Origin of the sequence: Gracilibacillus kekensis (genome assembly GCF_900143085.1) — a bacterium.
Lineage (GTDB): Bacteria > Bacillota > Bacilli > Bacillales > Amphibacillaceae > Gracilibacillus > Gracilibacillus kekensis.
Map to the genome: position 1 here is coordinate 1 of NZ_FRCZ01000012.1, position 19,995 is coordinate 19,995.

At 37.3% G+C, this 19,995-nt stretch carries 20 protein-coding genes, 1 tRNA gene and 1 rRNA gene; 1 reads left to right on the forward strand and 21 read right to left on the reverse strand.

Features of this window, described 5'->3' with window-relative positions; translation table 11 throughout:
• From BUC25_RS18590 to spoIIE, 16 genes are all read right to left on the reverse strand, one after another.
• Positions 1-195, reverse strand: a 16S ribosomal RNA gene (locus BUC25_RS18590); the annotation flags it as partial.
• 358 nt (positions 196-553) lie between these two features.
• Positions 554-2,035 carry a lysine--tRNA ligase gene (lysS, locus tag BUC25_RS18595; protein WP_073203363.1) on the reverse strand — a complete coding sequence of 494 codons (1,482 nt, stop codon included), beginning with the start codon at positions 2,033-2,035 and terminating at the stop codon, positions 554-556.
• A 157-nt stretch (positions 2,036-2,192) separates the two neighbouring features.
• Positions 2,193-2,435 (reverse strand): helix-turn-helix domain-containing protein, encoded by a 243-nt coding sequence (locus tag BUC25_RS18600; protein ID WP_073203364.1) that lies wholly within the window; start codon positions 2,433-2,435, stop codon positions 2,193-2,195.
• Positions 2,387-2,920: a 2-amino-4-hydroxy-6-hydroxymethyldihydropteridine diphosphokinase gene (folK, locus tag BUC25_RS18605; RefSeq protein ID WP_073203365.1), complete on the reverse strand. Its 534-nt coding sequence runs from the start codon at positions 2,918-2,920 to the stop codon at positions 2,387-2,389. Before folK ends, BUC25_RS18600 begins: the two co-directional genes overlap by 49 nt.
• Complete coding sequence (folB, locus tag BUC25_RS18610; protein WP_073203366.1) at positions 2,917-3,279, reverse strand: dihydroneopterin aldolase; 363 nt, start codon at positions 3,277-3,279, stop codon at positions 2,917-2,919. Before folB ends, folK begins: the two co-directional genes overlap by 4 nt.
• Entirely contained in the window at positions 3,272-4,108 is an 837-nt protein-coding gene (gene folP / locus BUC25_RS18615) for a dihydropteroate synthase (RefSeq protein ID WP_073203367.1), read from the reverse strand. The genes folB and folP overlap by 8 nt, the downstream gene beginning before the upstream one ends.
• 111 nt (positions 4,109-4,219) lie before the next feature.
• A complete protein-coding gene (cysK, locus tag BUC25_RS18620) occupies positions 4,220-5,146 on the reverse strand; it encodes a cysteine synthase A (RefSeq protein WP_073203368.1) in 927 nt (308 codons plus the stop codon).
• 106 nt (positions 5,147-5,252) lie between these two features.
• Positions 5,253-6,164 carry a peptidylprolyl isomerase gene (locus tag BUC25_RS18625; protein ID WP_084543536.1) on the reverse strand — a complete coding sequence of 304 codons (912 nt, stop codon included), beginning with the start codon at positions 6,162-6,164 and terminating at the stop codon, positions 5,253-5,255.
• A gap of 12 nt (positions 6,165-6,176) precedes the next feature.
• Positions 6,177-7,049 (reverse strand): Hsp33 family molecular chaperone HslO, encoded by an 873-nt coding sequence (gene hslO / locus BUC25_RS18630; protein WP_073203369.1) that lies wholly within the window; start codon positions 7,047-7,049, stop codon positions 6,177-6,179.
• A gap of 18 nt (positions 7,050-7,067) precedes the next feature.
• Positions 7,068-7,847: a type III pantothenate kinase gene (locus BUC25_RS18635; protein WP_073203370.1), complete on the reverse strand. Its 780-nt coding sequence runs from the start codon at positions 7,845-7,847 to the stop codon at positions 7,068-7,070.
• A gap of 754 nt (positions 7,848-8,601) precedes the next feature.
• The gene (ftsH, locus tag BUC25_RS18640; RefSeq protein ID WP_073203371.1) at positions 8,602-10,641 is read right to left on the reverse strand and encodes an ATP-dependent zinc metalloprotease FtsH; all 2,040 of its coding nucleotides are present in this window, start codon (positions 10,639-10,641) and stop codon (positions 8,602-8,604) included.
• Between the two features lie 98 nt (positions 10,642-10,739).
• Positions 10,740-11,285, reverse strand: coding sequence for a hypoxanthine phosphoribosyltransferase (gene hpt / locus BUC25_RS18645; protein ID WP_073203372.1), 546 nt, complete (start codon positions 11,283-11,285; stop codon positions 10,740-10,742).
• Positions 11,286-11,299: 14 nt separating this feature from the next.
• On the reverse strand, positions 11,300-12,703 hold the full coding sequence (tilS, locus tag BUC25_RS18650; protein WP_170862732.1) for a tRNA lysidine(34) synthetase TilS: 1,404 nt from the start codon (positions 12,701-12,703) through the stop codon (positions 11,300-11,302).
• A gap of 65 nt (positions 12,704-12,768) precedes the next feature.
• Positions 12,769-13,713, reverse strand: a complete 945-nt coding sequence (locus tag BUC25_RS18655) for a serine/threonine protein kinase (protein ID WP_073203374.1) — start codon at positions 13,711-13,713, stop codon at positions 12,769-12,771.
• The gene (locus BUC25_RS18660; RefSeq protein WP_073203375.1) at positions 13,685-14,419 is read right to left on the reverse strand and encodes a vWA domain-containing protein; all 735 of its coding nucleotides are present in this window, start codon (positions 14,417-14,419) and stop codon (positions 13,685-13,687) included. The genes BUC25_RS18655 and BUC25_RS18660 overlap by 29 nt, the downstream gene beginning before the upstream one ends.
• 88 nt (positions 14,420-14,507) lie before the next feature.
• Entirely contained in the window at positions 14,508-16,964 is a 2,457-nt protein-coding gene (gene spoIIE, locus BUC25_RS18665) for a stage II sporulation protein E (protein ID WP_073203376.1), read from the reverse strand.
• A gap of 331 nt (positions 16,965-17,295) precedes the next feature.
• On the opposite strand from spoIIE, the gene BUC25_RS18670 reads away from it, so the two are divergent.
• Positions 17,296-17,369 (forward strand) — tRNA-Met (locus BUC25_RS18670).
• A 537-nt stretch (positions 17,370-17,906) separates the two neighbouring features.
• Here the strand turns inward: BUC25_RS18670 and BUC25_RS18675 are convergent.
• The 5 genes from BUC25_RS18675 to BUC25_RS18695 form a co-directional block, all read right to left on the reverse strand.
• Positions 17,907-18,317 carry a S1 domain-containing RNA-binding protein gene (locus tag BUC25_RS18675; protein ID WP_073203377.1) on the reverse strand — a complete coding sequence of 137 codons (411 nt, stop codon included), beginning with the start codon at positions 18,315-18,317 and terminating at the stop codon, positions 17,907-17,909.
• 74 nt (positions 18,318-18,391) lie between these two features.
• Positions 18,392-18,769, reverse strand: a complete 378-nt coding sequence (locus BUC25_RS18680) for an FtsB family cell division protein (protein WP_073203378.1) — start codon at positions 18,767-18,769, stop codon at positions 18,392-18,394.
• Positions 18,770-18,796: 27 nt separating this feature from the next.
• Positions 18,797-19,360, reverse strand: coding sequence for a spore cortex biosynthesis protein YabQ (gene yabQ, locus BUC25_RS18685; protein ID WP_073203379.1), 564 nt, complete (start codon positions 19,358-19,360; stop codon positions 18,797-18,799).
• Positions 19,357-19,656, reverse strand: a complete 300-nt coding sequence (gene yabP, locus BUC25_RS18690) for a sporulation protein YabP (RefSeq protein WP_058305658.1) — start codon at positions 19,654-19,656, stop codon at positions 19,357-19,359. The genes yabQ and yabP overlap by 4 nt, the downstream gene beginning before the upstream one ends.
• Before the next feature lie 72 nt (positions 19,657-19,728).
• Positions 19,729-19,989 (reverse strand): RNA-binding S4 domain-containing protein, encoded by a 261-nt coding sequence (locus BUC25_RS18695; protein ID WP_073203380.1) that lies wholly within the window; start codon positions 19,987-19,989, stop codon positions 19,729-19,731.
• Positions 19,990-19,995: the final 6 nt, after the last annotated feature.

Consider the following 19,995-nt stretch of genomic DNA (forward strand, 5'->3'; position numbering starts at 1 on the left):
TATTATCCGGTATTAGCCCCGGTTTCCCGGGGTTATCCCAGTCTTACAGGCAGGTTGCCCACGTGTTACTCACCCGTCCGCCGCTCGTTCCACGAACTTCCTCCCGAAGGATTCTGTTCGCTTCCCGCGCTCGACTTGCATGTATTAGGCACGCCGCCAGCGTTCGTCCTGAGCCAAGATCAAACTCTCAATAAAAGTTGTCTTGCGCACAGTTGTTAAACTGGCTTGTTTCATGTTTCTATCATACTGGTTGTTTTGTTCAGTTTTCAAAGATCAATGTTGCGTCGTCTTTTGCGACAGCTTTTATATCATATCATCCTCAGCAATTGATGTCAACAACTTTTCTGTAAGAAGTTTTCGATCATTTTGTCGTTTTTTAGATAATATTTTTTGGTGTGTCGTTTTCAGCGACGATTAATAATATATCATATTTTTAAAATCCATGTCAACAACAATTTTGACATTTTAAAATTTAAACTTATTCTTTCTACCATAATCTCTATCTATAGTAGAAAGCACCCTTGCTAAATTACTAGTAAAGGTGCTTTTAAGCTTATTTGTTACGCATTTGCGGAAATAGCAATACATCTCGGATTGATGGTGAATTCGTTAACAGCATCACTAATCTATCAATTCCAATGCCTAAACCGCCAGTTGGTGGCATACCATATTCTAGCGCTTCTAAGAAATCTTCATCCATTTCATGCGCTTCATCGTTACCTTGTTCTTTTTCTTTCACTTGTGCTTCAAATCTCTCTCTTTGATCAATCGGATCATTCAATTCTGAGAACGCATTTGCATGTTCGCGACCTACAATAAATAATTCAAAACGATCGGTAAAGCGCTCGTCCTCTTTATTCTTCTTAGCTAAAGGAGAGATTTCCACAGGATGACCATACACAAAAGTAGGTTGAATTAATTTTTCTTCTACTTTTTGTTCAAAAAACTCGTTTACGATATGGCCGTATTTCATCGTTTCTTCTATTTTTATACCATACTCATTGGCTAATTGTTTTGCTTCTTCGTCGGACATCTCTCTCCAAAAGTCCACGCCGGTTTCTTCTTTGATGGCATCTACCATATGTAGTCTTGTCCATTTTGGCTCTAAATCTACTTCATAATCTCCATACATTACTTTTGAAGATCCTGTTACTTCTTTTGCAATGTGTGCTACCAGGTTTTCTACAAGTTCCATAATATCATGATAATCTGCGTATGCTTCATATAGTTCAATCATTGTAAACTCAGGGTTATGTCTTGTCGATACACCCTCGTTACGAAAGACTCTTCCTATTTCATAAACTTTTTCCATACCACCGATGATCAAGCGTTTTAAATGTAATTCAATTGCTATTCGCATATATAGTGGTATATCTAAAGCGTTATGATGTGTTTCAAATGGGCGCGCTGATGCCCCACCTGCAATACCGTGCATCATTGGAGTCTCTACTTCAAGGAAACCTCTATCATCCAAATAACGTCTCATGGACTGAATAATTTTACTACGAAGAACAAACGTATTTTTACTTTCCATATTAGTGATTAAATCCAAATAACGTTGGCGGTAGCGTTGCTCGACATCCTTTAGACCATGAAACTTCTCTGGTAATGGCCTTAGCGACTTTGTCAACATTGTAAACTCGCTAGCTTTTACCGAAAGTTCTCCAACATTCGTTTTAAAAACCGTTCCTGTTACACCTACAATATCTCCTAAGTCAGCTGATTTAAAAAGGTCATAAGCATCTTCGCCGATCATATCTTTCCGTACATATAGTTGTACTTGACCACTTAAGTCCTGAATATGAGAAAAACCAGCCTTACCTTTCCCTCTTTTGGTCATTATTCTACCTGCTACTGTTGTTTCGATTGCTTTTTCTTCAAGCTCATCTTTAGAAAACTGATCATACTTCTCTATTACTTCTTCTGCCAGATGAGTACGAACAAATTTATCACCAAACGGATCGATACCTTGTTCACGGTAATTTTGCATTTTATCAAGACGTACTCGCATATGTTCATTAAGTTCTTCGCTCATTTTATTCACCTCTATTAAATAATTAAGTTCACTATTGTTTATTGTTATATATCAAAAAACTGCCAGCATCGTACTGGCAGTATCACATTCATGAATAGTATAGAAAAGGAATCTTTCCATGTCAATGTTTACACCTTTTAGAAATGCTTGCTTTTAACTAATATTCCAAATCTCTCTTCTCGTTATGTTCATTGTTTATATTAGGTTGTAATTCTTCTACCGATATTTGCAGGCAATCGGCTATTTCTTCAAGGTTTTCTTGTGTCGGTTTTCTCTTTCCTCTTTCGATATCTCCTAAATGTGAAACAGAGACTCCTAATTCATCTGCAAATTGAATCTGTGTATACCCCTTTAATTTTCGAAAGGCTTTGATGCGTTTACCCCATTTGTTTGTTCCCATTTGACTACTCCTTCTTTATCTTGTACAGGTAGATTTGCTAATAATTCAGAAACAGCACGATCTTTATGCACTATATTTAATCCATCATTCAGCTCTGATAACGGAATTAATACAAATGCTCTTTCGTGCAATCTAGGGTGTGGTAAAATTAATCGCTCCGTCTCTATATTTTCTTGATTATACACTAAAATGTCAAGGTCTATCGTTCTAGGACCCCACTTGATTTCACGCTTTCTTCCAAGTTCCGACTCGATCTTTTGGCATACATCTAATAAATGGTGAGGCTGCAAATCGGTTTCTACTTCTATCACCATATTTAAAAATTGTTCCTGTTCAATTGGCCCTACTGGCTCTGTCTCATAAATGGAAGACTGTTTTATGATGTTGACATTTGGATGATTTGAAAGTTGTTTAATTGCTTGATCTAAATAATTTATACGTGGTTGAATATTGGAACCTAACGCAATATATATCGCTCTCATCATGATTTCTCCCTGTGAATTTCAATAGCCACTGACTGATAATGACCTGGAATTGGAGGGTCTGGTTTAATCACTTTAACGGTGCACGCTGCTAATAAGCCAAAATGGGAGAATAGTTCCGCTGATAGATCTTCAGCCACAGCCTCTACCAAATTTTTGGAAGGTCCCTCTACCACTTGTTTTGTTACTTGGTATACAAGTCCGTAGTCAATCGATTGATAAATATCATCGGTTTCTCCCGCATTTTTCAAATCGACTTCTAATATTAAGTCGACCAAAAAACGCTGTCCTAACTTTTTTTCTTCAGGGAATACCCCATGAAATCCGTAAAACGCCATTTTGTTTAAGTAAATCTTATCCATTAACTTCACAACCCTTACCTAAAAGCTTATCCATCATTTTTACCATGCGAACATGCATTTTCACATTATGCACTCGCACGATTTCACAACCTTTTGTCATGCCAAAACATACGGTTGCACCAGTACCTTCATCACGTTCATCTACAGGTAAATCCAAGGTCTTTGCAATAATTGATTTTCTTGAAGTTCCCAGCAGCACGGGATAATCTAATGCTCTGAGTTTGTCCATTTTTTGCAAAGTCTCTACATTTTCTTCATAGGTTTTAGCAAAGCCAATTCCCGGGTCAATAATAATATGCTCTTGTTTTACCCCTGCATCTAATGCAATTTGGATACTTTCCTGTAAATCCGTTACAATGTCTTCCATTAACGATTGATAAACAGGTTTTTCACGATTATGCATTAAGATAATAGGTGCATCAAAGTCGGCCGCTACTTTTGCAATATCTGGTTCTCTTTTTGCTCCCCAAATATCATTTATAATAGTAGCACCTGCCTCAAGGGATAATCTTGCGACTTTCGCCTTAAAGGTATCGATCGATATCGGAATATTAATTTCCTTTGCCAGTGCCTCAATCACAGGAATAACACGTTCAATTTCTTCTTGCTCTGATACTGGTTTATGCCCTGGACGCGTAGATTCTCCTCCGATATCGATAATATCCGCACCATCTGCTTCCATTTTCTTTGCTTGAATAATTGCTTTTTTAATGTTGTTATATTTCCCGCCATCCGAAAAAGAATCCGGTGTAACATTAAGAATGCCCATCACTAATGTTTTATCTGGATAGTAATAATCTTTTACTTTCGTTCGTAGCCACTTTTGCATAAATATCCGTCCTTATGGTTTTTAAAAATTAAATGCTATTCATAACAAAACATTATAGCACATTTGCCACTAAAAAAACGACCACCTTTTTTTATAGGTGGCCGTTGATTTCTATTCATCATCAAATTGATAAAGCGGTGTCGATAAGTAACGTTCACCATTACTTGGTAGTACCGCTAGTACTTTCTTCCCTTTACCCAGTTTTTTCGCTACTTGTTGCGCCGCGTAAATGGCAGCACCTGAAGATACACCGCCTAAAACTCCATCTTTACGGGCAGCTTCTCTAGCTGTTTCATACGCCTGGTCGTTTGAGACTGTAATCACTTCATCATAGACATCTGTATCTAAAACTTCTGGTACAAATCCGGCACCAATACCTTGGATTTTGTGAGGACCTGGTTGACCTCCAGATAAAATAGCTGAATCTGTAGGTTCTACTGCATAAATTTTTATGTTACTATAATGGCTTTTTAGCACCTTCCCTGCACCTGTAATCGTTCCACCTGTGCCGATTCCAGAAACAAAGGCATCTAGCTGGTCACCCATTTGCTCTACAATTTCTTTACCTGTTGTACGTGCGTGAACAGCAGGGTTTGCAACATTATTAAATTGTTGAGGCATGAAATAACCGTTTTCTTTCTGTAACTCAGTTGCTTTTGCAATAGCACCTTTCATTCCATCAGCACCTGGAGTAAGTACTAACTCGGCACCATATGCTCGTAATAGATTGCGTCTTTCCATACTCATCGTATCTGGCATAACCAGAATAGCTTTATACCCTTTAATTGCTGCTACTAACGCTAAACCGATACCCGTATTACCACTAGTAGGTTCAATAATAGTATCACCGTCTTTTAGAATACCTTCGTCCTCAGCCGCTTCCACCATAGCTAATGCAATACGATCTTTTACTGAGCTACCCGGGTTCATAAATTCAAGCTTTAAGTATATCTCTGCATCTGCTGGATCCGCTGTACGGTTTAATTTCACAATCGGTGTATTTCCAATCAGTTCCGCAATATTTTGAGCCACTCTCATTCCAGTTCCTCCTCAATTCCAAGTAATATAATTGGTTTTATATACAATGTACATGAAACTACATGTATTTGTCAACCCATAAATTGGAAAATAATAGGCTACGTTTTTACTCTTTGTAAATTAAATCTACCTCGAGTTGTTCTCTTAAAATGGATGGATCGACGTCCGTTTCCATTCTATCTAATGCTATGTCCTGTCTTACCTCCTGATACGCTTCATCATAGCTAAGCTGTATAGCAGATAGGTGTTGATGGTGAAAAATTATCGCGTAACCACTCCCTACCGATAGTGGCTCACTATACGTACCTTCATCTATGGAAATTGCCTCTTCATAATATTGATCCGGAATAAAACTGCTTGTTTCAGAATAATAACCCAGATAACCACCTTGACCCGCAGTCTCTGTATCCGACGAATACTCATTCGCTACTTGGGCGAATGACATTCCCTCTTCGAGCTTAGCAATAACAAGTTCCGCTTCCTGTTGATTGGAAACCAGTATATGGGATAACTGAATCATGTCATCAAATTGGTATTGATTTTGAAAGGTATTATAATACTCTTCAATTTCAGATTCTGGTATTGATATATCTTCAGTCAACAAGTATTGTAAAAAATATCGGAATTTGATTTGCTCTGTCCATTTTGTTATTTGTTGTTCTCTTTCTTCCGGTGTTTGCAGTCCTTGCATAATCATCATTCGCGATAGCTCACGTTCGATGATCTTGGGATGAATGTCTATATCCTCTTTCTCCGCTAATTGGAAAACAACTTCCTGATCAATCAAGTCTGTTAAAACTTTTTCACCATATAGTCTAACCAGCTGGTCCATCCAATCTTGATACAAAATCTCCTCATTTTCTATTTCTGCTAATGGTTTATTACGATCTATTTTAGTATTTTCATCTAATCTATATTCTTCTTTACTGTTGTCACCAGAAAAAATCAAGAATGTTGTAATGTTTGTAATGAGTAATAGTAAAATAATAGACCATAACACAAGACGTGATATTCTCAACTATTACTCCCCCTACTTTGTCTTTAAGGCTCTTAATTCATCAATATTAAATGAATACTTTTCATTACAAAAATGACAAGATGCTGTTGCACCGTGGTCCTCACGGATCATTGCGTCGATTTCTTCATTCCCTAAACTTTGGATCGCTGTTTCTAACCTTTCTTTTGAACAACCACACGAGAAAGTCACTGGTAATTGCTCAAGTATTTTTAAATTGTCCGTTCCTAAAATGATATTCAATATCTCCTCAGGAGTTTTTCCGTCTTGAACCATCGCAGATATTGGTGGCATACTTGCAATGCTCTCTTCGATTTTATTTATTGTATCCTCTGAAGCACCTGGCATCATTTGCACTATAAATCCACCTGCAGCTAAAATGCTATGATCTGGATTTACTAATACTCCTGCACCCACCGCAGAAGGCACCTGCTCTGAATTAGCTAAATAATAAGTAAAGTCCTCACTTATTTCACCTGAAACAATGGGAACCTGACCGGTAAAATGATTTTTTAACCCTAGGTCTTTGACAATACTTAGTGTGCCCTCAGTACCCACCGCTCTTTTAACATCTAATTTCCCTTGCTCATTTGATTCAAAATCCACGTGGGGGTTACTAACATAACCTCGTACTTCACCCTTTGCATTAGCATCCGTTACGATCGCTCCTATTGGTCCTTTCCCTTCTACTTTTACGGTTAATTTATTCTCACCTTTAAGCATGGCTCCCAGCATTGTCGTAATGGTGATCGTTCTTCCCAATGCAGCAGATGCTGTTGCCCATGTATCCTGTCTTCTTCTAGCTTCTTCTACTGTATCAGTGGAACAAATAGCGTAAGCTCTCACTTCCCCTTCGTACGCAGTTGCTTTCAATAAATAATCATTCATATTTAAACTTCCTTTCTTTTAACCAAAATCTCGCTCGTTCTTTAGATGGATTTCATATAAACCTTTTAATGTTAAATATGGGTCAACAATATCAATCACTGACGAATCTTTTGCAATTAATGTTGCTAATCCACCAGTTGCAATTACTTGCGGTGACCCTGCAGTTTCTTGTTTTATCCGATTTACCACAGCATCTACTTGTCCTACATAGCCAAAGTATACCCCTGATTGCATCGCTTCTACTGTCGATTGACCTAAGACTTTATTCGGTTTCTTTAGTTCAATCTTAGGCAGTTTCGCTGCATTTTGATAAAGTGCTTCCAGAGATATGTTAATACCCGGGGTGATAACACCACTAACATATTCTTCATTTTCATTGATATAACAATACGTAGTTGCTGTTCCAAAATCAATAATAATACTTGGTGCACCGTATTCTTTAATCACACCTACTGCATTAACAACACGGTCCGCCCCTAATTCCTTAGGATTAGGATACTTCATTTTCAAGTAGGGATTCACTTTTTCGTCACCAATTATCATTGCACGACAATGAAAGTATTTATCTGCCATTCGTTGAAGGGCGAATAGTATGGGTGGCACAACGGATGAGATGACGATTCCATTAATATCTTGAAAAGTCAATCCTTCATGTTCGAGCAAGGACTTAATAAACATTGCATATTCGTCTTCTGTTTTATTTTTATCGGTTTGCATTCGCCATTGATAGGTTAATTGTCCGTCGCGAAAAACGCCTAAAACCGTATTTGTATTTCCTACGTCTAATACAAAAATCATAATATCCTCCACGTATTTCTTTTATTAGTATACTTACTTTCATATTGTATATTTAGCAGGACACTCCCCGCAAGTTAATTGATTAATTATCATAAGAAAAACCAAACATCTTCCCTTCCTGTGCCTAATAAGGAATGCTAAGCGATAAATAATGCAGTCATTTTGACAGTAAATTTGTGCGTAAAAATCGCTACGGCTTGTTCGCTTCCCTTTCCATGGGGTTTTCCCTTCAGCTAACTTTTCCAAGCAAAAACCGCATGGAAAAGTGGATCTTCAGGGAAAACGAGTCCCATAGGAGTTGAAGCGAACGCCTACGCTAGTTAAAGTTCTACAATGGATTCAAAAGTTGAAATAATGACTTCTATATCATCATTTAAATGAAATACTTCTAGAAAACTCAATATGATAACTTTCACATTGGTTGTAGCATCTATTTATAGCGAAGGCGTCCACTTTCACTCCTGCGGGATGTTTTTATCCGAAGATCCACTTTTTAAGCGTACTTTGCTTAAAAAGTTAGCTGAGGAGAAAAACCCGCGGAAAGGGAAGTGGACAGCCGCAGCGGATACCTGGTAAATCAAACATTTCAAAATTACCATGTTTTCTATTAGATACACACTACTTATTGTGTAGTATCTTCCTATTATGCATTGGGTTGATGCTTATTTTTGATGGGTTTGAATATCTTTTGGCTAGTTATTCTTTTTGTGATAAAAGAAAGGCAGTTCCTGTTTGTTAGGAACTGCCTTTGGTTTTATTGTTTATCTTTGTCGTCGGATTCGTCGGTTTTTTTGTCTTTATCGAAATAGCTTTCCGATTCCTGATCAAAATAACCAGGCTCATCCTCCGATTTTGATTGAATGTTTACTTTTACATCAGATGATTTTTCCTCATCACTATCTTCATTTACTTCCTTATCCGCTTCTGTATCTTTGGAGGTTTTTTCTTCTCCATTTTGTTCAGAAACGACCGGATCCGGTAATTTACCTTCTTCAAATAATGATTTGATTTGCTTTGCATCCAATGTTTCAATTTCTAACAATGTCTTTGCAACAAGCTCTAACTTATCTTGATTTTCTGTTAGGATCTGCTTGGCACGGTCGTAAGACATTTGGATAAAGTTTTGCACTTCCTGATCAATTTCATAGGCGATAGCATCACTATAGTTCTGTTCATTCTGCATATCTCGACCTAAGAACACTTGACCGTTACTGTTACCAAATTGTAATGGACCAATTTTTTCACTCATACCATATTCCATTACCATCTTACGAGCAATTCCTGTCGCACGTTGAAAATCATTGTGAGCGCCTGTACTTACCTCACCAAAAATAACTTCTTCTGCTACACGTCCACCTAATAGACCTGTGATTTTATCAAACAATTCTGGTTTTGTCATAAAATAGCGATCCTCACGCGGAAGCATGACAGCATAACCACCAGCTTGCCCACGAGGTACAATCGTTACCTTATGTACCATGTCTGCATCATCTAATACCATACCAATAATGGTATGTCCACTCTCGTGATAGGCGACAATATTTCTTTCTTTCTTAGAAATAACCCTGCTTTTCTTAGCTGGCCCGGCAATGACACGATCAATCGCTTCATCGACATCTTCCATGCCAATTTTCTCTTTATCATGCCTAGCCGCTACAAGCGCAGCCTCATTTAGCAAGTTCTCTAAATCCGCACCCGAAAAACCTGGAGTACGCATTGCAATTGTTTTTAATTCTACATCATCTGCCAGAGGTTTATCACGAGCATGTACTTTAAGAACATCCTCACGTCCTCGTAAGTCTGGGCGATCTACCGTAATTTGACGGTCAAAACGTCCTGGACGTAACAAGGCAGGGTCTAAAATATCTGGTCTGTTTGTCGCTGCGATAATGATAATCCCTTCATTTTCACCGAAACCATCCATTTCAACCAGTAACTGGTTTAAGGTTTGTTCACGTTCATCATGTCCACCACCAACACCAGCGCCACGTTGACGACCAACTGCATCAATTTCATCAATAAAGATGATACATGGTGCATTCTTCTTTGCATTTTCAAATAAATCACGTACACGGGATGCCCCTACACCTACAAACATTTCAACGAAGTCTGAACCACTTATAGAGAAGAATGGAACCCCAGCTTCACCCGCAACCGCTCTTGCAAGTAAAGTTTTACCAGTACCTGGAGGTCCTACTAATAAAACCCCTTTTGGAATCTTGGCACCAATTGCAGCGAATTTGCGAGGATCTTTTAAGAAGTCTACTACTTCCACTAATTCCTGTTTCTCTTCATCTGCACCTGCTACATCACGGAAACGAACCTTTTTCTTTTCTTCATTGTACATTTTCGCCTTACTTTTACCAAAGTTCATCACACGGCTTCCGCCACCTTGAGCCTGGTTCAGTAAGAAGAAAAACAGAATGAATATAATAACAAATGGAATCATTGTTGTTAAAAATGTAACCCATCCACTTGGTTGTTCCTCTTCTTTCACATTTAATATCCCTTGGTCTTCGGCAGTCTGTTCCACACTTTCTACAATACCTGGACTATTGAGGATATTGGTAACAAAACTTTGGTCATCTGCTTCTAACTCACCAACAACGCGTATCACACCATTGGAAGGGCGCATGACCATTTCCTTGATTTCATTATTTTCTAAAGCTTGCATAAACTCATTAACTTTTAATTCTTCAGCCTGGTTGTTTTGGCTTGAGAATACTGATATGATCCCTATTACCACCAAAAATATTAAGAAATAAAGGATCACATTACGTATAATCCGATTCATTGCCTACCTCCTCCCGAAACGAGAAAACTATAGTAAATAGTATCATATTGAAAGACTTTATGACAACTAATTACAACTGATACATGTTTAATTTTTAATTATTCTTCTCCACCGTATATTTCCGGTTTTAAAATACCAATATATGGCAAATTACGATATTTCTCTTGATAATCTAACCCATAGCCTACAACAAATTCATTTGGCACTTCAAAACCAACAATATCTGCTTTTATATCTACCGTTCTGCCTTCTGGTTTATCTAGTAAGGTCACGATCTTAATCGATTTCGCTTTTCGATACTTGAAAAGATCTACTAAATAACTAAGGGTTAAACCACTATCAATGATATCTTCAATAATTAAAATGTCCCGACCTTCTACTTTTGTATCTAAATCCTTAACGATTTTAACTTCACCAGAAGAGCGCATCTCATTCCCATAACTGGAAACATCCATAAAATCCATTTCTAAATGGGTATTAATGGAGCGTAAAATATCAGACATAAAAGGCAAAGCTCCTTTTAATACTCCAATTGCTAATGGAAATTTCCCCTCATATTCTTTTGTTAGTTGATCACCGAGTTCTCGGCATTTTAATTGAATTTGTTCTTCTGATATGAGCACTTCTTTAATTTCGTTATGCATCATGCTGCCTCCTATTATCTTGAATCTGTGTATGTTAGCACAATATATTCGTTACTTGAACTGCTTTGCTTTATTTCTGCTTTTTTTAGGCCAATGATCCACAACAATGTTCCATCTGCACCAAAAATCAGTGGCCAGCGATCCCTTTTGTATACAGGTACTTTCTCATCAATAAAAATATCTTTCACCTTTTTATGCCCCTTTAATCCTCTGACCATCATCCGATCACCTGGCTTTCGTACTCTCATATTTAAAGGCAGCAGTGACTCGTTTTCTTTCGGAATATGTAACGTATGATGATCTTCGTGGCTAGTTCTCGAGGTATAATTTATTGATAAAGTGGCACCATTTGCTAATGATACGGTACTCGGAACTTTTATGGTTTGGCAGTCTTCCCACTCCTTATGTATCTTATTAAGGAAATGGAATCGAATCTCCTGATAATTTTTAGCTACTTTTAAGGATGCTGGAAAATCTAACGATACATTACTTTTTTCTTGATTCAATAAAGCAAAAAAATCTGCTTCATGTTGATAGGATAGATCTACTGGCACCTCTTGATAAAGATAGTTTAATATTAGATGAAAGGCTCGTCTTTGTAAAGCTATTGGGTATGCTTTGAATGATTCGATGTTAAAATAAACGGCGTTATCTTTCATGCTTACCATTTTATTTATTAAATCGTTTGCTTTTGATTCCAGATAGATCTGATCTTCAGCAGCACGTTCTGTCATTGCTTGGATATGTTGATGAATCTGGTCATTTTGTTGTTTAAGTAACGGCAATACCTTTAACCTGAAAAAATTACGCGTATATGTAGTGGACTGATTGGAAGGATCTTCCCTTGGAACAATCTGATATTCCTGGCAATATTGATAGATTTCATGTTTCGATAAACATAAAAAAGGTCTAATAATAGATCCATTAGCAAAGCTCCGTTTTACAGGTATTCCTTGTAATAACGATGGATTAGATTGACGAACCATTCGCATTAGTACTGTCTCGATTTGATCATCTCCATGATGTGCTAACGCTAAGAGGTCTGCATTTACTTCCTTCATCGTCTCTTCAAAGACTTGATAACGCAACTTACGGGCTGCTAGTTGCGTCCCTTCCTTATGTACGCTCTTACGGCTTTTTACATCTACTTGTCTGGCAATAAAAGGAACACCCCATTGCCGACATATGCTCTCCACATATTTCACATCATCTGCAGACTCAACACCCCGTAAACCATGATCAATCGACAGTACCACTAAATTTAATTGCCATGTGCTTTGTAACGTTTGTAAATATCGTAACAATAAAAGGGAGTCTGCCCCACCTGAAACTCCAATTAATACGGTTGCACCGTTATGTAATAATTGATGTCTATTGATAAATGATAACACGGTATGATCAAGGGTTGACTTTTTCAAACACCACCACCCCATCCAGTTTCTTTTACACTATTTTAACATACTATGATCTAAAAAACTTTTTATCACATAAATAATGTAACATAAAGATAACAAACTCCTCCAATGGTGAGAATGCTACCCACTTCTAATAGTGGGTATACACTATCTTGCTTCTTACTTCTTTTATGTGAAGCACTTCTTTGGTCTCTTTTGTTCTTCTGATGAATAAAATACGTTAATAAAAAATCCTTTACCTGTTCCGCATCTTTAATGGAACCATGAATAAGCATTAGTAATAAGCGCCTTAGCGGATCAACATCGACTGCTTGATTTATTTTAAGCTGTAACGTCTTTTTTGGATTGTTTCCCCTTGAAAACCCGTTGGGATAGTAGATTCGTACGATCACCATTGCTAATGCGAATAAATCATAGCCTGGATCTGCTTTTCGTGAACCACATTGCCAATAGGCTCGATCGTAAAATTCTGTATATTCTTTAATCGCTCTGCCTTGTAGAGTGGTACCACCTACATCTACCCATTTTAACTTGGCAGGCTTTCTGGAAACAATTAGATTCTCTATCTTCAAATCTCCAAATACATATCCTTCTTTATGCAACACCTGTAAATCCTTTGCAAAACCAATCAGTAAAGACACTAGCCATTCGTGCCCATTCTGTCTAATAAAATCATGTAAAGTATCTCCCGAAATATACTCCATCACATAGAAGGAATACTGAAATCCATTCGTTGCTTCATAATCATCGACATCTATTAAAGAAGGTCCAAGGTGATATCCTTGAACCGCTTGAAAAGCTTTTAACACATTTACCTCTGAGCTAATCGATGCACTTTGTTTACTCAACTTCAGTGCTACTTGTTTATTACCATTCACACACAAATAGACAGAACCAATCGCCCCATTACCAAGTTTTTTCACGATATGGTAGCGATGTCGATGCCATTTCCCTTTAATTATCTGTCCTTTTTTAATATGAATTTCAGGCTTCTTCGATGTTTGTGTAATCATCTTTGATAAATCTCCTTCGTAGCGAGCTTTTTCCAAATTGATACATCGCTTCTTTCAGAGCTGGACCAGTAGGAGTAATCCCTCCACTTGATATTTTGGCAAAAATGCTTGAGATAGATTCAAGTTTCGATGTCCAATCTACCAATTGCTGAATCGCTTTCTTTCTTGCTGGAAATTGATATACCGCAAAACGACTTCGTCCAATACGTGCATTCATACTAATCGAAAGATCTATTAAAGCTTCTTGAACTGTTGGTAGCTTATTTGTCATACTCGCACTCGTATCTACCAAAACCAATACTTCAAGATCACATGTTTCTCCTAGCTCGTCCACCACTTCCATCACTTCTCCGCGTTGGTCAGGAGGCAATTCTTCCATTGTTTTTTCATTACCTAATATTTGCGTTAACTCCTTATTTACAACCCCCTGCAAGGTTTCGGTCATTGCCTGTTTGGTAACGGTTTGAACGGTCTGAGAGAGTGTTTCCTGATACACAATTTGACTTACACCTCGCCCACAACTTGCAATCTCTTCCACTTCTTCTAACCCTTCTGGTTGTTCCGAATGATGATCTTCTAAAATTCCAATAACATTCACGGTAATCCCTTGTTCTGCCACTAAACTTGCGATGTGTGCCGGATCTTCTCCCTGATTAGAACAGCCATCAGTAATTAAAAGTATTTGTTTAAGAGTCCCTGTCTTCATTGTATTTTTTCCTCCTAATTATTGGTCTTTCAGTTTTTTAGTAAGGTTCGCCAATAAATGGGAGAAATATACCTATTGAAGGTTGAGTTCAGCTAATATTTTCCCTTTCAAACTGACGAAATGACCGAATCGGTGCCCATTGTGGCTGGTTTTCCTTTATTTGAGCGACGAGCACGGTCATATCATCTTCTATCTCTCCACTTTGTGTACGAATTACCTCTTCTAATAATAGATCTGCCATTTCTTGCGGTTCTCTTGTTTCCATTTCCAAAAGTTTTCGCTTCAACCACATATCAACATTCTCAATTTCTTTTGGCCCTTCAAAAATTCCATCACTCATCATCACCAGGAAATCTCCATCCCTTAATTGCGAGCTAACCACATCTACTTCTACTTCTTGTATAATCCCTATCGGTAAATTGCTAGCTTCTATTTGTTCGACCGAATCATGTCGTAATATAAAACTAGGCGTAGAACCGACCTTCAAGAAACGAACAGCGGCATGATGCAGGTCGATCATTGCCAAATCCAATGTTGCGTAAATTTCATCATTTGTTCTTAGAGCTAAGATCGAATTAATCGACTTAATCGCCACTTGTTCATGTAAACCAGATTCTAATATTTGTTGCAGGAGCCTCAATGTTTCTGTACTTTCTTCGTGCGCTCTATCTCCATTTCCCATGCCGTCACTAATAGCTAAAGCATATTTTCCAGCTCCTAGATCCATTGCTTTATAACAATCTCCGGAGACAAGTCCTCCACCTTTTGCGGCATGGGCCACACCTGAATCAATGACATACTTACGAGCAGAACCAAAAGTAAAAAAGCTGTGTCCTTTAGCAAGTGGTGACAGATCCTCTGTTACGACAATAACGGTTTCATCTAATATATCGGATAAGATAGGTGCAATTATTTTTGTTGCTTCTCCGTGATAATCCTGAAATAAAATCACCATTTCTATATCCACGTTTCCTTTTTCTAAACTATAAATATCCAACTTCTCCAGTTCAATACCCACATGTTTTAATGCTGCTACAAGTTCAATTTCTTGTTGTTCATGATTTTCTTTCTCTTTTAAAATTTCCATCGCAAAATTTTCCATAACCTCTGACACACCTTGTAATTGGTCAGCGACAAAACGTCTGCTTTCTAACACCTGTTTCTTTAATTTCTGGTTTGCTTGGAAAAACGACAATTCTTGTTGCATTGTATCAATGACTTTTTTTGATTTAATGCAATGATTTTCAAACTGTCTATTAGTAATATTATTTAACTGATCATCCACTTCTAATTGCTCTTTTACGTCACGCATGAGTTGGTAAGTATTATCGAATTGTTGAACCCAACACGTTTCTTTTTTGAAGCAGGTTTGACATGTTTTTTCTGTTACGTTGCTTAAATAATAATCAACCTCTAAATCCTGTTCCTGTAAGTGATGGGATTCTGTTTGAAAACTGCGAGACAATGCCTTGAATACATTGGAAAATCGTTCCACTCTATGTGCAGTTACATTACGCACCTTTTGTAAATATTGTTCCTGTTCTCTTGAATGTTCTACTGTTCCGGGGATATATTTGGCAATTTGCTTAATCCATTTACTTGGTGTTACTAAAAAGATAAGAATGGCAAATATAGATTCCAATAAGGCTATAGTTAGTGTAGTCACAGAATCACCATACAGGCTGATTAACAAGGTACTGATCAACAGCCCAACACTAACAGCTAATTTATTTCCTTCTTTTAATAAGCCACCTAACAAACCGGAAAACGCCAACAAGCTCATCTGATACATATTCGCAATATTCGCTAGACTCAGTATTAAACCAGCCACGACCCCAACAGTGGATCCTATAGCTGCTCCACCAACTAACGAAAGTACTAAAACAAGGTATCGTGCGAGTACTTGCTCCATTTGCGCCTCATAGATCTCGACACCTATTAATCCAGTCAGGATTGAAGCCAATAAGATAATAAAACAGACGATTTCTTCATTTTTTAATAGAGGTTTATATCTTTTTGGTGATAATAGTGGAATACTTTGCATAAAGATAAGTAAGAGAACTGCTGCTAATACACCTTCGACTAGTGCGATCAACCATTCAATATAAGTTAACTCCACTGTCATGGCATATAAACTTAATCGCGGGACAGCAGCAGCAACAAAAACAAATAAAGGTAATATTTTTTCGATTGCTTTTGACCGGGAAATAAAAAGGGACAGTACCATTAAGACAGCAATCGATAAGAAGATATAGAAGCTGTGTGAAACATTATAGGTGAATGCTCCTAATAATGAAAAAGTAATTAGAGGCAATAGCTTGTCTCTGCGTAAAAACCATACTGCTGCGACAAACGCAATCACAAAAGGGGACAGGGTAGATAAAATAACTGCTCGTCCTAATAAAAAGCCAATGATGCAAAGAAGCAAGCCTTTCTCAAACATCAATTTGGTGATGGTTTGAGAAATTTTTTTTCGGAAGTTCATAAAAGTTGAAGCATTACTAGAAAGAATAGATTTTGGTTTATTTTCCGTATATGTATTCATATATATCACTCCTCTTTTCACATTAAATCACAACTCTTATTTATATTTTGTCAAAACAAGGAAGTTGCCGTTCTAAAAAGTTCGACTCCATTCTTCTAAAGATAAATAATCCGACACCCCCGAAATTACCTTCTCTTTTGTTATCGTGACTTACCATTCATCAACAATCCCATATATTTCATAATGATATTGGTTATACCTTGTGAAAAGCTGAAGCGAAAAACATGTTTAAATATAGGGAAATTTCTAATTGCTTGTTGACAGATAAGACTGGCTGATGTATTATATTTTTTGTGTCTTTCAAAGGAAGACACATTTAATTAAATATGATGGCGGTGTAGCTCAGCTGGCTAGAGCGTACGGTTCATACCCGTGAGGTCGGGGGTTCGATCCCCTCCGCCGCTATACCAAAAAAAGACTTGGCAACCGTCAAGTCTTTTTCTATTAGAAGCAATAATGTGAGACTGTTATCAGCATGGGTATTACGGATGATTCCCCCGTAATAAACACCCATCCAACCAATCACGACGCTTAAGAATGATTATACGACACTATTGTAGTGGTAATTATGAGATATTATGACTGCGTGACACTCGCTCCGGCTTGTCTGCTTTCCTTTCCGCGGGTTTTTCTCTGAAGATCCACTTTTCCATGCGGTTTGTGCTTGGAAAAGTTAGCTGAGGGGAAAACCCCACGGAAAGGGAAGTGGTCAAGCCGGAGCGATTTTTACGCAGTTATCAGATCTCAAAGATTATGTCGCATAATCCTACTTATATTCAACATTTCAAACATTCCTACGCATTGTCATACTCAAATGCTATTGATGGCTGGGTTTTTCTATGTTGAAGCAAAAAAAGCTACCGATGGTCGGTAGCTTTTTGTTTACTTATATATAATTACGAGTCACATCCGTCTTCTCTCAATTACATAGACAGCAAGTGTTTAGCCTTTTCTCGCCCCTCGTCCTCCGCGTTTAGATTCTGTTTGCTTTTTAAGTGTAGCTAAGCGATCTTCAGAATCTTTTAAGAAGCGATTCATTTTTTGTTCAAATGATTCGCCGCGATCACGGTTATTTTTTGGATTGCCTTGATTTTTACGACGATTGGCAGGCGGTGGGTTGTCCTTTGCTTTCTTGATAGATAAACCAATCTTTCCATCGTCCTCTACATTAAGAACTTTTACTGTGACTTCATCACCCACAGTTAAGTGTTCATTAATGTCTTTTACATAATTATCGGCAACCTCACTAATGTGAACGAGACCTGTCTTTCCTCCAGGTAACTCAATAAAAGCTCCGAAATTAGTGATACCTGTTACCTTACCCTGCAACTTGCTGCCTACTTCGATTGACATAAAAAAATTGCTCCTCCTTAAAATTTTAAAAAAATATACTACTACTATATTATAGCCAAGCAATTAAAACGGTGTCAATAAGATGGATCCTCTTCCGGTAATTTAAAGACGATCTCTCCTTCTTCCGTAAAGAAGTAATTTGTTTTTGCGATTTGCAAAAGATACTCTTCATCATTTAATAGCTCTATTTCTTCGGTTAACTGCTTTTCTTCCTTTTGCAGACTTGTTAACTCAGTTGATAGCTCTGAGTATTCTTGTTTCATACCTTGGTATTCCGCTCGTTGATCCAAGTGAAAAGTAATGAGGCTGATCATGGTAAGCGCAACAATCATCCCAAATAACATTAAACGACGATGCAGCTTCTTTTTTCTACGCTTCTGACGTTCCATTTGGGCATCATGTTGCTTTATATATGCATCATTTATACGAGATACTTTACTGCGTTTTGACATATTCACCATTGCCTCCTTGTACGAGCATTAATCTTTATTTTTTATTTTACTATAAATTCGATAAAATGGATGTAGATATTTTTGCGCATTTTTAGGTATTAGCTTAGCAAGTGCAGTAAATATCATTTTAAATGGCCAACTAATCGCCTTTAAAATTGAGACCAGAATAGTTATTATTATAGTAAAAAGTCTTGTAATACAGACGAAGAGCACGGTAATAATAAAAACTACAGGTTTTACAATCAAGAGTTCAATCGTACGATAGATGAAGCGATAAATATCATGAAGGATTCGAAAGACAACACCTATCACGCGACTAAAGACCTGTTCAAATAAGCTTTTAAACATTGCATAGCCGCATATTACTGCTAAAAATACATAAAACCTTAAAATACCTTCATTGATTAAAAAAAGAATAACATAAAGTACCACTGCTTGTAAAAGCCAAAATAATATTTCTAGCAGATACTTCCATGTTATGCTGGTTAACCATAATCGTTCCAGACGCTTAAAGGTGTGATAACTGGCTCCGAGGTAGACCCCAGATAATATCATAGTAATCATCGTGATAAACTGTGTGCTAAGTGTCATTTAAAAAGCTTGCTAAACAGCCCTTTAGCTTTCTCCCCGTGTTGCTCGTCCAAATAGGAAAGCTCGTATATTTTACCTTTAATAGAAACATGGCCTGCTTCTACATCCAAGTTCTTCATCTGTAAATTATCACCACGGATAACAAGGTAACCCATAACTGTTTGCAGGAGAAATTCTTCACTATCAAAGCTATCTACTTCTTTTACACCATCTATTTCCAACAAGCGACGGTTTGTCATTTTTACATGGTGTTCCATTTGCGGTGCTGGCATTGTTTTTTTATCATAGTAATTCATCTTATTCCCTCCCTTTTATCCATCACTAATATATGAATAAAAGGACAAGTTTAGAACAAGGATGATAGAAATCTATTGATTGATATATTCTTCTTGTTTAATGGTATATAAATCACTTGCTTCCTCTTTTTTTACTGTTTCTTTTAAAAGATCAATTGTAATTGTTAGTAGCTTTTGACCGAATTGAATTTTCAATTCGTCACCAACTTCTACGTTTGTAGCCGCTTTGGCAACATTACCATTTACAATTATTCTTCCTTGATCTGCAATTTCCTTCGCTAAAGTTCTGCGTTTTATTAAACGCGAGACTTTCAAAAATTTATCTAGTCGCATAGATAA